Source organism: Paenibacillus algorifonticola, from assembly GCF_000971975.1.
Classification (GTDB): domain Bacteria; phylum Bacillota; class Bacilli; order Paenibacillales; family Paenibacillaceae; genus Pristimantibacillus; species Pristimantibacillus algorifonticola.
In genome coordinates, this window is record NZ_KQ040785.1 from 32,145 (window position 1) to 44,995 (window position 12,851).

Below are 12,851 nucleotides of genomic sequence, written 5' to 3' on the forward strand. Positions count from 1 at the left end.
GCGATGATTTTTTTATGGGCATTTCTAGTTGGCGGCGCTATTTGCGTCGTGGGGCAAGTTATGTTTGATGTGTTCAAGCTGACCCCTGCACATACGATGGCGACGCTGGTCGTCATTGGGGCGGTGGTGGATGGAATCGGCTTATACGAGCCGTTGGTTGCCTTTGCTGGAGCAGGAGCGACAGTCCCGATTACGAGCTTCGGCAATGCGCTGGTGCACGGGGCTTTGACCGAGCTGCATGACCAAGGCTGGATTGGCGTTATTTCCGGCATATTTAAAGTGACGAGCTCGGGCATCTCTGCTGCGATCATCTTCTCGTTCCTGGCGGCATTGGTTATTCGGCCAAAGGGGTAATAGACTGGAAAACTGGAGGGTCCTGTGGGATCCTCCAGTTTTTTTTGGAAATTGATGCATTTGTACTTACTTGCTGGACTACTGTAAAATGGAACTATATGCCTTTATCCATCTTGATACGCTGCGGGAGGTTATTCATATGGAAACGCAACAGGTTGACATGCAATTATGCGCATCTATTCTTACTAATCTAAATCATAGTATTTTGGGAAAACAGGAGCAAATCGAAAGGCTGATGATTGCAGTGATTGGCGGCGGGCATGTGCTGCTGGAGGACGTTCCCGGCACGGGGAAGACGCAGCTCGTAAAGGCGCTGGCCCGTTCAATCGGCGGCCAGTTCAGGCGTATTCAGTGCAATCCGGATTTGCTGCCTACTGATATAACAGGCGTATCCATTTATCATCCGAAGCAGGAGGAGTTTTTGTTCAGGCCAGGTCCGGTCATGACTAATTTGCTGCTGGCTGACGAGATCAACCGGGCAACGACCAAAACCCAATCCGCGCTGCTGGAGGCGATGGAGGAGGGCCATGTGACAGTAGATGGCGACACCTACGCGCTGCCTCATCCGTTTATGCTGCTTGCAACGCAAAATCCGATCGAATTTGAAGGTACTTATTTGCTGCCTGAAGCGCAGCTTGACCGCTTTATGATGAAGCTGTCGCTCGGCTATCCAAGCGAGGAGGATGAGCAGAAGATGATTATGGGCAGCGAGGTGCGGCTGCAGCCGGAGAGCCAAATTGCCCAAATCGCCGATGTGGACGATATTATCCGCATTCAGCAGCAGGTGCAGGCGGTCCATATGGATGAGGCCGTGGCAAAATATTTGGTCAGCATAGTCAGAGCTACGCGCGAGCATCCCGGCATTCAGCTTGGCGCCAGCCCGCGTGCTGCGCTTTCGTTTGCCCGGGCGGCCAAAGCAGCTGCCTATTTGGACCAGCGCAGCTTCGTCACTCCTGATGATGTGAAGAAGCTTGCTTCGCATGTATTGTCTCACCGGCTGTCCTTGCATACGGAAGCCAGAATGAACGGCCTCAAAGCGAGCGAGCTGGTAGAGCAAATCATGGAACAGGTAAGAGTGCCGGTGAGATTGGAGCGCTGATGTGGAAATGTTGACGCTCAGCTTGCAACGCAGACGACTGCTCATTAGCGCGTTTCTGTATGGAGGAGCGCTGCTTTACTTATTATTTCAAGGCGGCAAAACGGCCGTGATGCTGTTCGTCATTATGAATGCGCTGCTGCTTTATTTGATGCTAGGGCGCTTTAGCGGCATTAGCAAAGTAAGCGGCAGCCGGACATTGCGTAAATCCGATGGCGGGCATGGCGATTATGCGCTGGCGGCCGGAAGTTCGCTTACAGTCAAGCTTTCGGTGAAGGTGCCCGGCTATTATCCGATACCGTTTGTGCTTGTCCGCGATCAATTGCTGCGCAACAATGGACAACCACTGCAATTCGAATCGTCCTTTGTGCCGAATTTGAAGCGTTCCGGCGAAGTGCTGTATACGACACCTCCGCTGCAGCGTGGTGAATATCGCTTCGGAGCTACCGCATGCTCCTCCCATGATGTATTCGGACTGTTCGAGCATTCGGGCAGCTTTACGGAGGAGTCGGTGTTCAGCGTCATGCCTCAAATCGTCCCCCTGCGCCAGCAGCGGGGTTTGCAGCTTGGCGCACGCGGGCCGTACTCCCACGCCATCGCTTCACGCTCAGCGAAGGAGACGACGCAAATCAATGGCGTGCGGGAATATGTGCCTGGCGACCGCTTGTCGCGGATTCACTGGCATGCGACGGCGCGCACTGGACACTGGAAGTCCAAGGAGTTTGAACGGGAGTCGCTTCCCCGAACGCTTATTATTCTCGACCGCGATGCGAAGGCTTACAGCGGCGCGCGGGCAGACCGCTTTGAACTCGCGGTATCAGCGGCCGCTTCGCTCATTGAGAGCGGCGGGCGAGGCGAGACGGCTATGGGGCTGCTGTCTGCCGGATCGCAGCGGGCCATTTTCCCGCCTAAGGCGGGTGCTGAACAACGGGGCGCGATTATGCAGCATTTAACAGCGGTGAACGCAGATGCGGAGCAGCCTTTATTTCAAACACTGGCTGCTTCGGAGTCGCTGCTAGATTCGGGCTCCATCGCGCTTGTTATTTCTACAGCATCGGGCAAGGAGGCGAGCGCAAGCTTGGAATGGCTCGCACGCAAAGGGCTTAAGCCTTGCCTGCTCCATATTGCGGACGTGGGCGGGCTGGCTGCAGCGATGAATCAGGACTGGCAGAAGCTGCTGCGCGCCCGAGGCTGGCCGGTTTTTACACTTACGCAGCTGCCGGAGCTGCCGGCTGTGCTTGAGGGAGGCGGCGGAGCATGAAGAACGGAATGGACAGATTGAACAGCTTGAAAGCATATGCCGCGTTTGAGTGGTACGGCCGAATATCGCGTATCATTATTATTTTTTCGATGATCAATTCGATTGCGGTTTTTGAAAACTACTGGTGGGAATCTACGTTTATTTCCATTTATATGGCGCTGCTGCTTGCAGGCGCAGTTGACGTCTTGCTTCCTGCGATGAGGCGCAGGCTGCGGGTGCCGCTCCAGCTGCTATTGGTTGTGGTTTCAACATGGATAGTGGTAGGCGCATCTCCCAGCTTTTCCGGCTCAGAGGAAGGCTGGCGGAAAATCGCCGCTATTCTATGGAGCTTGCTGATCCAGTTCCACCCGTATATTTGGTTTAGCTTGGCTATGCTTGCCATGTATTGGCTGTTCAGTCTCTGGACGACGTCACGCGTTCGCCTATTCGGATTTGTTGGGGCGAATTTGCTCGTTTTGACGATTGCCGATTCGTTTACGCCTATTTGGCTGTGGGACAATGTTGCATGGGTCGTATTGCTAGGGCTCATATGGCTGGCAGCGGGGCATTTGCACCATTTTCAAAGCCACCATCCAGGGAGCTGGAAGGAGCTGCTGCATTATCCCTTGCAATTATTTATGCCTATTGCGGGGGTGCTTGCGCTGCTGATGGCGGCAGGCCTGTTTATGCCATCGATTTCGCCTGTACTGCGGGACCCGTATACGATTTGGAAAGAATCGAAGGGCGAGAAGGTCAATGTTTTTTTAGGTGAAAAAGGCTCGGACCCCGGAGGTGTAACGCTGGACACAAGCTCCGGCTACGGGCGCGATGATGACCAGCTTGGCGGCGGCTTTAACTTCGATTATTCGCCAGTCATGACGGTTGCAAGCTCTCATCGGAGCTATTGGAGAGGCGAGACGAAATCGTTTTATACCGGCAGCGGCTGGCTGGAGCTGGATGAAGGAGCTGAGCCGAATAACGTCAATCAACTGAAAAAGGAGCAGGAGCTTTCCCTGCCTTATGATCGCAAGCTGGCAGACACGATTGAAGTGGAGCAGACGGTTACGATGATTCGTAAAGACCATTATCCGGTTTTATTCGCTGCCGCTCCGATTAACCGAATCCACTGGATCAATGATCCGGAAGCGAATTTATCCTACCGGCTCACCTGGGCGCCTGACGACCAGGAGCTGCGTTTTCCTTTACAAGGAAGGGGAAGGCAGCCATATCCAGAATCATACTCTGTCGTGTCCACCGTTCCAGTGCTGGATGAAGCGAAGCTTCGCAGTACGAATGCGCGCTTAGACAGCTCTAATGAACAGGATCATTATACACAGCTGCCCGATGATTTGCCTGACGAGATCATGCTGCTTGCCGAGGATTTGACCAAAAATGCAACGAATGATTATGATCGGGCGAAAATGCTGGAATCCTACTTACGTTTGAATTTTGTATATACGAATGAGCCTGATCTTGGCAAGCTGACGGGTGAATCCGACGATTTCGTCGCCCAGTTTTTGTTTGAAATCCAGGAAGGCTATTGCGATTATTTTTCCACGGCTATGGCGGTGCTGGCCCGTTCCATCGACCTGCCTACCCGCTGGGTTAAGGGGTTTGCGCCAGGCGCATTGCCTGCCCTCGGTGCTGAAGCAGCCGATCGCTTCGATATCGATACCTTCCTCCAGGGGGAAGGTACGTATACCGTTCGCAATTCCGATGCCCACTCTTGGGTGGAAATTTATTTTGAAGGTTATGGCTGGGTTTCCTTTGAGCCGACAGCAGGATTTTCATTTCCTTATACGATTGCCGGAGAAGATGCGGCGGCGCCTACACCGGAGGTTGAAGAGGACACGGATGAGGCGGTTAAGGCTGCAGCTGCTGAAAAAACCGACGTTTCGTACAAAGGCTTTTACATGGCAGGTATTTCCTTGCTTGTATTATCGCTCGCAGCTGGCTTGATTATGCGCCGTCAAGCGCTGAAAGCGGCATGGCTGCGATTCCGGTTCCGCTCGTATACGGCGAATGACCGCATCGTATGGGAAACGGAGCGGCTGCTCCGGGTTTGCCGGAGGAAGGGGCTAAAGCGTTCGGAGCATGAGACGCTGCGGGAAGCGGTGCAGCGCTTTGCCCAGCATCGTACAGGTATTCGCAGCGAGCTGACTGAGGTATTGAATGAATTTGAACGAGCCAAATACAGTGGCGCCGAGGCAACGCCAGAAGAGGCTGAGCAGTTCGTGCACAAAGTGAAGCAATTCATTTCGCTATTATAATGGATAGCATTTATACGACTATATATAGAAGGAAAAATTCAGCTTGCCGCTGTCTGCACAATGGACGGCGGTATTTTTTTGCAACAAAATCGTTTTTTATGTTATAGTTTCGTAAGATAGCAGGAGAAAAGCAAAGGGGTTTAACGCTTATGTTCAAGAGACTGTTGCCACATATGCGTGTGGATACGGTTTATGATATTCAATTAGATGAGCTGCATAAGAAGGGAATTCGCGGCATTATTACGGATCTGGATAATACGCTTGTAGGAGCGCGGGTGCCGCTTGCAACGCCCGAACTGGTCAAATGGCTGGACGATGTCCGTGAGCGCGGCTTTAAAGTCGTTATCGTATCGAATAATAATGTAACCAGAGTGTCCAAATTTGCAATGCCTTTGAACATTCCGTTTATTCATGCTGCGCGCAAGCCGGCTAACACGTCGTTTCGCAAAGGGCTTAAGGTATTAGAGCTGAAAGCGGAAGAGACGGTAGTCATCGGCGATCAGATGCTGACGGATGTGCTTGGCGGCAATCGAATGGGATTATATACGATTCTTGTAGCGCCAATTGCTCCTGCTGATGAAGGAATCATGACCCGGGTCAACCGCCGAATTGAGCGTATCGCCATATCGAGCCTTGGCAAAAACGGGTTATGGAATGAGGGGGAGAAGAAGTGAAGGAAGAGCAGCTTAGTCTGGCAGCACAGTCCTGTGCGGGCTGTGGCGTAAAACTGCAAACGGAAAATGCAGAGCTTCCTGGCTTTGTGCCAGAGCAGGCAGTAGTAAGGGAGCCGGCCATATGCCAGCGTTGTTTCCGTATTCGCAATTATAATGAAGCATCGTCCGTGACGGTGGACCAAAATGAGTTTCTGAAGCTGCTGAGCAGCGTGGCAACAACCGACAGCCTCGTTGTGCATATTGTCGATTTGTATGATTTTGAGGGCAGCCTGATTTCGGGCTTGCAGCGCTTTGTTGGCAACAATCCCGTGCTGCTGGTCGTCAACAAAGTCGATTTGCTGCCAAAATCAATGAACCTGAACCGCCTCCGCAACTGGGTGCAGCAGCAGGCGAAGAGCGAAGGGCTGCGTACGCTGGATATCGTGCTGTGCAGCGCGAAGCGCAACATTGGTTTCGAGCATGTCATTGAGGCGCTTGATCGTCACCGTAAAGGGCGCGATGTGTATGTGGTCGGCGCAACAAACGTTGGCAAATCTACGCTGATTAATCGCCTGATTAAAGATTACAGCGATTTGGAGCGCGAGCTGACAACGTCCCGCTATCCGGGGACGACGCTTGATGCTGTACACATTCCGCTTGATGATGACAAGTTCATCATCGATACGCCAGGCATCGTCTATCCGACGCGGATGACGGAAATTGTGCCGCGCGGATTTCTGCAGTCGCTGCTGCCGGACAAGCCGATTAAGCCGCTTGTTTATCAGCTCAATGACCAGCAGACGCTGTTTATCGGCAGTCTGGTCCGTTTTGATTTTGTAGAGGGTGAACGCCAATCGTTTACGCTATACATTTCTAATGCGCTGAATGTGCACCGGACGAAGATGGAGCGCGCGGATGCGCTTTATGAGGACCACCAGGGCGAGCTGCTCGGTGGACCGTCTCGCGAAGAGCTAGCGGAAATGCCGGCGTGGACGCGTCACTCGCTGCGCGTGCCGCGGGGAGCGAAGAAGGATGTATTCATCTCTGGCCTAGGCTGGATTCAGGTGAACGGCGAGGCAGGCGCCTTGCTCGATCTGTATGCTCCGAAAGGCATTAAGGTGCTGCTAAGGGATTCATTGATTTAACGTCTATGAGGAGAAAAGCTCGTCATTACGCTTTACACTTCATAGGCAGCTGAGAGGGGCATTGGCGGAAATGAGTGCGGGAGAAATCCATACAGCTATGCAGCGCATAGACAGCCATACGGTGCTTTACGGTGTAATTGGTGACCCCATTCATCATTCCAAGTCGCCTATTATGCTGAATCGCGCTTTTCAAGAAACGGGTATTAACGGCGTATATCTGGCTTTCCATATTACGGCGGACAAGCTGTCCTCTTTCGTTAGCGGCGTTCGGGCGATGGGTATTCGGGGAGTGAATGTGACGATTCCTCATAAATTGGATATGATGAAGGAAATGGATGAAATCGACGAAAGCGCGCGAGCGGTAGGGGCGATGAACACCATTGTCAATGATAACGGACACCTGATTGGTTACAATACAGATGGCATCGGCTATGTACGTTCCCTCAAGGAAGAGGCGGAGCCGGAGCTTGCCGGGAAAAAGATTGTCGTTATCGGCGCAGGCGGAGCTGCGCGCGGCATTGTTTATGCGCTGACAGGCGAGCAGCCGGAGCGCATTACAATCGCGAACCGCTCGCTCGGCAAGGCCGAGGAACTGGCTGCAGCGCTGCGCCACCGCGCAGATATCGCAGCGGTTACGAATGACGAGCTGCAAAGCGTATGCGCGGACGCTGATGTCGTGATAAATACAACATCTTTGGGCATGTATCCGAATGTGGGCGAAAGTCCGCTTGATGCTTCGTGGCTGAAAGCGGGCGCCGTTGCCAGTGATTTAATATACAATCCGCTGCAAACGAAGTTTTTGCAGGAAGCTGCGCTTCATGGCTGCCGGACGCATGGCGGTCTGGGTATGTTTATTTATCAAGGGGCATATGCATTCGAATATTGGACAGGGCAGCCCGCGCCTGTTCAAGCGATGCGCGAAACGGTACTGGCTGCCCTTCAGGATTAGCAACATTTTTCTTATCACTATTTGAAAGAAGGAACATAGAGCGATGCTTACAGGGAAACAAAAACGTTATTTGCGCGCGATGGCGCATCATTTACAGCCGATTTTTCAAGTCGGCAAAGGTGGAACGAATGACCATCTTATTCGTCATATTAATGAGTCGATTGAGCTTCGCGAGCTGATCAAGCTGTCCGTGCTGAACAACTGCATGGACGATCCGAAGGAAATCGGAGTCGAGGTAGCGGCAGCGGCTAAAGCCGAGCTGGTACAGGTTATCGGCAAAACGATTGTGCTTTACAAACGCGCATCGGAAGAGAAAAACCGCAAAATCGAATTGCCAGCTGTCAAAGCGGGACGCTAAGGGCTTGCGATGAAATGAGTTCTTGCTGGCAAAGTATTTAGCGGAAGTTATTTCGTTGTAATGACTAAGCGGGAAATCTACGGACAAGGAGGACTGCGGCTATGCGTAAAATCGGCATTATGGGCGGAACGTTTGACCCCATCCATCTCGGACATCTCATTGCCGCAGAAACAGCGCGCACAAGCTGCGGGCTGGATGAGGTGTGGTTTATTCCCTCGTTTTTGCCTCCGCTAAAAAGCCATGAGCCTGGCGAGCACAGCGAGCTGCGGCTGCAGATGGTGCAGGAAGCTATAGAAGGCAATCCGCATTTCCGTGCACTGGATATTGAGCTTGCAAGAGGCGGGCTCAGTTATTCAATTGATACGGTTCTGGAGCTGAGGCATTTGCATCCGCATGATTCCTTCTCCTATATTATTGGAGCTGACCGGGTCAATGATTTGCCTGGCTGGCACCGAATCGAGGAGCTGGCGGAGCGGGTTGCTTTTATCGGGCTCAATCGGGAAGGCACGGAGATGGCAGGCGGCGAGCTGCCGGACGATCTGCGTCAGCGGCTGACGTTTGTGAGCATGCCGCCAATCGGCATTTCATCTACGGCGATTCGCGAAGCGATTCAAGCTGGCGGCAGCTTCCGCTATCTCGTACCGGAAGCTGTGTTTCATTTTATTACGAGGAGGGGCCTTTATGGAGCGCGATCAAATGATTGAGTCGGTGAAAGCGCAAATGCCCGAGAAACGCTGGAAGCATACCGAAGGCGTGATGGCAACGGCGGTTCAGCTGGCGGTAAGGTTCGGGGAAAACCCGGAGCAGGCTGAGCTGGCGGCGATTTTGCATGATGTGGCGAAATATTGGCCAGTCGACCGCATGGAGAAGGTGCTGCGCGATCAGAAGCTGGCGCCCGAATTGCTTGCTCAGGATAAAAATTTATGGCATGCCGAAGTGGGTGCCTGGGTGGCGGAGCATGAATATGGCGTGACAGATGCGCTAGTGCTGGATGCCATTCGCTTCCATACTTCGGGTCGCCTTGCGATGACGCGGCTGGACAAGGTTGTTTGTCTGGCGGATTATATGGAGCCTGGGCGCGATTTTCCGGGTGTCGACGACATTCGCAGGCTGAGCAAGGATAGCTTGGAGCAGGCGCTGCTTGCGGGCTTTGATTCGACGATCCTGCTGCTGCTCAAAAAAGGCAAGGCCATTTTTCCACTGACAATAGAAGCACGTAATGGTTTAATAGAAGAGTTAAAAACAGGAGGCTGAGTTATGACGGTACATTCGGAGGAGCTTCTGCAAGCAACGGTTGCTGCAGCGGAAGATAAGAAGGCTATGCGTATTGTAGCTTTGAATTTGCAGGAAATTTCCCTGGTAGCAGATTATTTCGTAATCTGCTCGGGTAATTCGGATACACAGGTACAGGCGATTGTGACGGAAATCCGTAAATCGGCGGAGCTGCGCGGCGTTCGCGTACGCGGCATTGAAGGAATGGATTCCGCACGCTGGGTGCTGATTGACCTTGGCGACGTAGTCGTTCACGTATTCCACCGCGACGAGCGTGACTATTATAACATTGAAAAGCTGTGGTCTGACGCTAAAGTTGTGGAGTTCGCATGAGCTTGATTGCCGGTACGACAATAAAGTTAAGGGTGGCACGCGAAGTGTCGCCCTACGGCTATTTTTTGACCGATGGCGAATCCGAGGTGCTGATGCATTATACGGAGCTGGTCGGCAGCAAGCCCAAAGTTAATAATGAGGTTGAAGTATTTATTTTCTTCGATACCGAGGATCGGCTGGCCGCGACGATGAAGCGTCCACTGGTGAAGCTCGGCGAGATGGCGCGCCTTAAGGTGGCGGATGTGCATCCGCGGCTGGGCTGCTTCCTCGAAATTGGTCTTGGCCGTCAACTGCTGCTTCCGCTTTCGGAGCTGCCGGAAAATATCGATTATCGTCCGCTGCCAGGCGATGAGGTTCACATTGTGCTGGGCCATGACAAAAGCGGCAGGCTTATCGCCCGGCTGGCAGGCGAGGATGAGCTTGGGCCGCTCGTATTTGCGGCACCAGATTCTTGGCGCAACCAGTGGATCGAAGGCTGGGTAACGAAGTCGCTGCAAATGGGCTCGTTCGTCCTGATTGACGGCGGAGTTGTCGGCTTTGGCGCATACGGACTTATTCCGGCACCGGATCGCCTGCGTCCGCTTCGTCTTGGCGAGCGGGTATCGGCGCGTATTACCTTTATCCGCGAGGATGGACGGGTGAACCTGTCGATGGGGCAGCAGAAGGAAGTGGGGCGTCTGGAGGATGCCGACCGTCTGCTAGCATTTTTGAAGGAGCGCCCGGGCGGTGGCATGCCTTATTCCGATGAGACGGAAGCGGGCATCATTAAGCAAAAATTTGGCATTAGCAAATCGGCATTTAAACGTGCGATCGGCAAGCTGATGCGCGAGCGTCTTATTACCCAGAAGGGCAGCTGGACCTATCTAGTGGAAGCGACTGGAGACAGCGAAGCAACAGGCAATGCTGCTAAGTCGAACAATGGCGAAGCTTCTGCTTCCGAAGGCTCATCTGAGGATTAAGGAGGACTTTCTAGGTGGAGTCATATGGCGAGTTCGCTGCAGTATACGATGAGCTAATGAGCGACATGCCTTACGAGGATTGGCTCTGGTTCACAGAGCAATGCTGGGAGCGTTATGGCAAGCCTGGTGTTATTGCCGATCTTGGCTGTGGGACAGGCTCCATCGCGATACCGCTTGCGTTGACCGGTATGCAAGTTTATGGCATCGATTTGTCTGAGGATATGCTGACTGTGGCACGCAGCAAATGGGACGAGGCGCTTTCTGCCGCCCATGGCGTACGTACAGGCTCAGCAATCTGGCTGCAGCAGGATATGAGGGAATTAGAACTGGGCGCGCCTGTGGACGCGGTTATTTCCTTCTGCGACTGCGTCAATTACTTGACGGAGGAAGCGGATGTGATCGCCGCTTTCGAAGCGGTCTATGCGGCGCTTCGTCCTGGCGGCGTATTTTTGTTTGATGTGCATCCGAAGGCGCAGCTCATTCGTTATGCGGAGGAGCAGCCGTTCGTGCTGGACGAGGACAAGGCGGCCTACATTTGGACGTGCGAGCTGGACGAGGAGCGCTGTGAAATTGAGCATCATTTGACGATTTTTGCGCATGAGAGCGGAGAGCGGTTTCACCGCTTTGAAGAAATGCATGTGCAGCGGGCTTATGAGGCGGACTGGATGGCGGAGCAATTGCAAGCTGCCGGATTCAGCAAGGTCGAGCGTTTTGCCGATTTCAAGCTGGAGCCCCAGAACGAGAGCTCAGAGCGGCTGTTTTTTGCAGCGGTAAAATCATGAACCGGCGTTTCGCCTGAACGCCAAAAGGCTTGTGCAGCCGTTATGCTCAACAGGAGCAGAGCGGCCGTGCAAGCCTTTTTTAAATATAAGCATTTATGAGTTTTTCATAATAAATAGGGCTTCTATTTCACCGCGAAACGAGCGCTGCCTTCAAAGAAGGACGGGCAACGCTCGTTTACGCTTGTGCCCAAATGGAACTTGCTGGAACAGGAACTGTCGCAATTTCGCTACAGTATGTTTCTCTGCAATCAGAGCTGCGCAGCAGCGTCTGTATGCTCTTCACTTGCTTCCTCCACCGCTTTATGCGGAGGGACGAAATGGCGGCGGCAGCGGGGCTCGTAGCTCTCCGTATCGCCGATTAAAATGACTGGCCCCAGCGTCGCTGGCTGGCCGTTAATGACGCGCTGCGTGAACGCCGCGTTCGCGTCGCCGCATACGGCGCAGAAGGAGGTCAGCTTCACAATTTCGTCTGCAATGGCAAGCAGCCCGCCGATATAGCCGAATGCTTTGCCCCGGTAGTCCATGTTAAGGCCGTCTACAATGACCTGTTTGCCGTTATAGGCAAGCTCCTCTACAAGAGGGATGATGGTTTTGGAGAAAAACTGAACCTCGTCGAATGCGACGACGTCGGCATGCTTCGTATCCTGCAAAATGCGCTCCGCCATCTCAGGCGTAAGCTCCTTCGGAATGTTGAAGGCCGGCAAGCGGTAGCCGATGCGGCTTACAATTTCCTCGCTGCCGAACCGATTATCCTCCGCAGGCTTATACGCTCTGACTTTTTTGCGGCCATATTGCAGCAATTTATGACAGCGCCGTATGAGCTCGCCGGATTTTTCCGAGAACATCGGGCCGATAATGACCGTAATCCAACCTCTATCCATATGGCCTAATTCTCCCTTACACTTGAGTCCATGTGTGCCTGTATCATTTTAGCAGGATTACCCTGCGATGCAATGTGAAGAATGTATGCTTTTTGAATTATTTTTTTAAAATTATTCTCGAAGCGCGTCCTTCAAACGGCTGTTCATGGAAGTGCCTGCGGCTGCCCCACGTGCAGCAGCGAGCCGCCATTTTTTAACTTCCTGCTTCAAGCGATCGTTCTCTGCCGCTAATAATTCGATGCTTTCAAGCAGCTCGGAATTCGTATATCCGGCATCCTTAAATAGCTTATGCACCGCCTCGCGGAGCTGTTCAGGCGTTAAAATTTCGTTCATATTAACCTCCGTATCAATTAAAAATGACTCTACCACATCATATCCGTATCTGTTAAAATAGTCGAGTGGCCTAAAACCGGGTCTCATAGATAGGCGTATTTTTTCATTTGACTCCACCTATATATTGATGTAGAATCAAATTCAGCAACTACATCTTGTTGTGAAGCACGGAAATCAACACTTTAAGTCTACTAGCGCATTTGACGCTTTTTCAGGGTCAGAAGCG

General features: G+C 52.7%; 15 protein-coding genes. 13 read left to right on the plus strand and 2 right to left on the minus strand.

Annotated features, from left to right (window positions below; translation table 11 throughout):
- The first annotated feature begins 3 nt into the window (after nt 1-3).
- The 13 genes from spoVAE to WH37_RS05960 all read left to right on the plus strand — a co-directional run bounded on the left by spoVAE (nt 4) and on the right by WH37_RS05960 (nt 11,411).
- A complete protein-coding gene (gene spoVAE / locus WH37_RS05900) occupies nt 4-354 on the plus strand; it encodes a stage V sporulation protein AE (RefSeq protein ID WP_046229651.1) in 351 nt (116 codons plus the stop codon).
- Nucleotides 355-493: 139 nt separating this feature from the next.
- Nucleotides 494-1,453 (plus strand): AAA family ATPase, encoded by a 960-nt coding sequence (locus tag WH37_RS05905; RefSeq protein ID WP_046229652.1) that lies wholly within the window; start codon nt 494-496, stop codon nt 1,451-1,453.
- Between the two features lie 7 nt (nt 1,454-1,460).
- On the plus strand, nt 1,461-2,711 hold the full coding sequence (locus WH37_RS05910) for a DUF58 domain-containing protein (RefSeq protein WP_046229694.1): 1,251 nt from the start codon (nt 1,461-1,463) through the stop codon (nt 2,709-2,711).
- Nucleotides 2,708-4,960 (plus strand): DUF4129 domain-containing transglutaminase family protein, encoded by a 2,253-nt coding sequence (locus WH37_RS05915; RefSeq protein WP_052736837.1) that lies wholly within the window; start codon nt 2,708-2,710, stop codon nt 4,958-4,960. The genes WH37_RS05910 and WH37_RS05915 overlap by 4 nt, the downstream gene beginning before the upstream one ends.
- 149 nt (nt 4,961-5,109) lie before the next feature.
- Nucleotides 5,110-5,634 (plus strand): YqeG family HAD IIIA-type phosphatase, encoded by a 525-nt coding sequence (locus tag WH37_RS05920; protein ID WP_046229653.1) that lies wholly within the window; start codon nt 5,110-5,112, stop codon nt 5,632-5,634.
- A complete protein-coding gene (gene yqeH, locus WH37_RS05925; RefSeq protein ID WP_046229654.1) occupies nt 5,631-6,758 on the plus strand; it encodes a ribosome biogenesis GTPase YqeH in 1,128 nt (375 codons plus the stop codon). Before WH37_RS05920 ends, yqeH begins: the two co-directional genes overlap by 4 nt.
- A 70-nt stretch (nt 6,759-6,828) precedes the next feature.
- Nucleotides 6,829-7,707: a shikimate dehydrogenase gene (gene aroE, locus WH37_RS05930; protein ID WP_231594139.1), complete on the plus strand. Its 879-nt coding sequence runs from the start codon at nt 6,829-6,831 to the stop codon at nt 7,705-7,707.
- A gap of 43 nt (nt 7,708-7,750) precedes the next feature.
- Nucleotides 7,751-8,065, plus strand: coding sequence for a ribosome assembly RNA-binding protein YhbY (gene yhbY / locus WH37_RS05935; protein WP_046229655.1), 315 nt, complete (start codon nt 7,751-7,753; stop codon nt 8,063-8,065).
- 101 nt (nt 8,066-8,166) lie between these two features.
- Nucleotides 8,167-8,769: a nicotinate-nucleotide adenylyltransferase gene (nadD, locus tag WH37_RS05940; protein WP_046229656.1), complete on the plus strand. Its 603-nt coding sequence runs from the start codon at nt 8,167-8,169 to the stop codon at nt 8,767-8,769.
- Nucleotides 8,747-9,319 carry a bis(5'-nucleosyl)-tetraphosphatase (symmetrical) YqeK gene (yqeK, locus tag WH37_RS05945; RefSeq protein WP_046229657.1) on the plus strand — a complete coding sequence of 191 codons (573 nt, stop codon included), beginning with the start codon at nt 8,747-8,749 and terminating at the stop codon, nt 9,317-9,319. Before nadD ends, yqeK begins: the two co-directional genes overlap by 23 nt.
- Nucleotides 9,320-9,322: 3 nt before the next feature.
- Entirely contained in the window at nt 9,323-9,670 is a 348-nt protein-coding gene (rsfS, locus tag WH37_RS05950; protein ID WP_046229658.1) for a ribosome silencing factor, read from the plus strand.
- Nucleotides 9,667-10,629: a CvfB family protein gene (locus WH37_RS05955; protein ID WP_046229659.1), complete on the plus strand. Its 963-nt coding sequence runs from the start codon at nt 9,667-9,669 to the stop codon at nt 10,627-10,629. The genes rsfS and WH37_RS05955 overlap by 4 nt, the downstream gene beginning before the upstream one ends.
- 14 nt (nt 10,630-10,643) lie before the next feature.
- A complete protein-coding gene (locus WH37_RS05960; protein ID WP_046229660.1) occupies nt 10,644-11,411 on the plus strand; it encodes a class I SAM-dependent DNA methyltransferase in 768 nt (255 codons plus the stop codon).
- A gap of 248 nt (nt 11,412-11,659) precedes the next feature.
- Here WH37_RS05960 and WH37_RS05965 read toward each other — a convergent pair whose 3' ends face one another.
- Nucleotides 11,660-12,292 (minus strand): thymidine kinase, encoded by a 633-nt coding sequence (locus tag WH37_RS05965; RefSeq protein WP_046229661.1) that lies wholly within the window; start codon nt 12,290-12,292, stop codon nt 11,660-11,662.
- Between the two features lie 111 nt (nt 12,293-12,403).
- Nucleotides 12,404-12,625 (minus strand): hypothetical protein, encoded by a 222-nt coding sequence (locus WH37_RS05970; protein WP_046229662.1) that lies wholly within the window; start codon nt 12,623-12,625, stop codon nt 12,404-12,406.
- Between the last annotated feature and the right edge of the window lie 226 nt (nt 12,626-12,851).

What these genes read in the sequence shown, in the direction of transcription:
- WH37_RS05905 (WP_046229652.1), top strand. Translation starts at nt 494, where the DNA reads ATGGAAACGCAACAGGTTGACATGCAATTATGCGCATCTATTCTTACT.
- yhbY (WP_046229655.1), top strand. Translation starts at nt 7,751, where the DNA reads ATGCTTACAGGGAAACAAAAACGTTATTTGCGCGCGATGGCGCATCAT.
- WH37_RS05965 (WP_046229661.1), bottom strand. Translation starts at nt 12,292, where the DNA reads ATGGATAGAGGTTGGATTACGGTCATTATCGGCCCGATGTTCTCGGAA.
- WH37_RS05920 (WP_046229653.1), top strand. Translation starts at nt 5,110, where the DNA reads ATGTTCAAGAGACTGTTGCCACATATGCGTGTGGATACGGTTTATGAT.
- nadD (WP_046229656.1), top strand. Translation starts at nt 8,167, where the DNA reads ATGCGTAAAATCGGCATTATGGGCGGAACGTTTGACCCCATCCATCTC.
- aroE (WP_231594139.1), top strand. Translation starts at nt 6,829, where the DNA reads ATGAGTGCGGGAGAAATCCATACAGCTATGCAGCGCATAGACAGCCAT.
- yqeK (WP_046229657.1), top strand. Translation starts at nt 8,747, where the DNA reads ATGGAGCGCGATCAAATGATTGAGTCGGTGAAAGCGCAAATGCCCGAG.
- WH37_RS05955 (WP_046229659.1), top strand. Translation starts at nt 9,667, where the DNA reads ATGAGCTTGATTGCCGGTACGACAATAAAGTTAAGGGTGGCACGCGAA.
- WH37_RS05915 (WP_052736837.1), top strand. Translation starts at nt 2,708, where the DNA reads ATGAAGAACGGAATGGACAGATTGAACAGCTTGAAAGCATATGCCGCG.
- spoVAE (WP_046229651.1), top strand. Translation starts at nt 4, where the DNA reads ATGATTTTTTTATGGGCATTTCTAGTTGGCGGCGCTATTTGCGTCGTG.
- rsfS (WP_046229658.1), top strand. Translation starts at nt 9,323, where the DNA reads ATGACGGTACATTCGGAGGAGCTTCTGCAAGCAACGGTTGCTGCAGCG.
- WH37_RS05910 (WP_046229694.1), top strand. Translation starts at nt 1,461, where the DNA reads ATGTTGACGCTCAGCTTGCAACGCAGACGACTGCTCATTAGCGCGTTT.
- WH37_RS05970 (WP_046229662.1), bottom strand. Translation starts at nt 12,625, where the DNA reads ATGAACGAAATTTTAACGCCTGAACAGCTCCGCGAGGCGGTGCATAAG.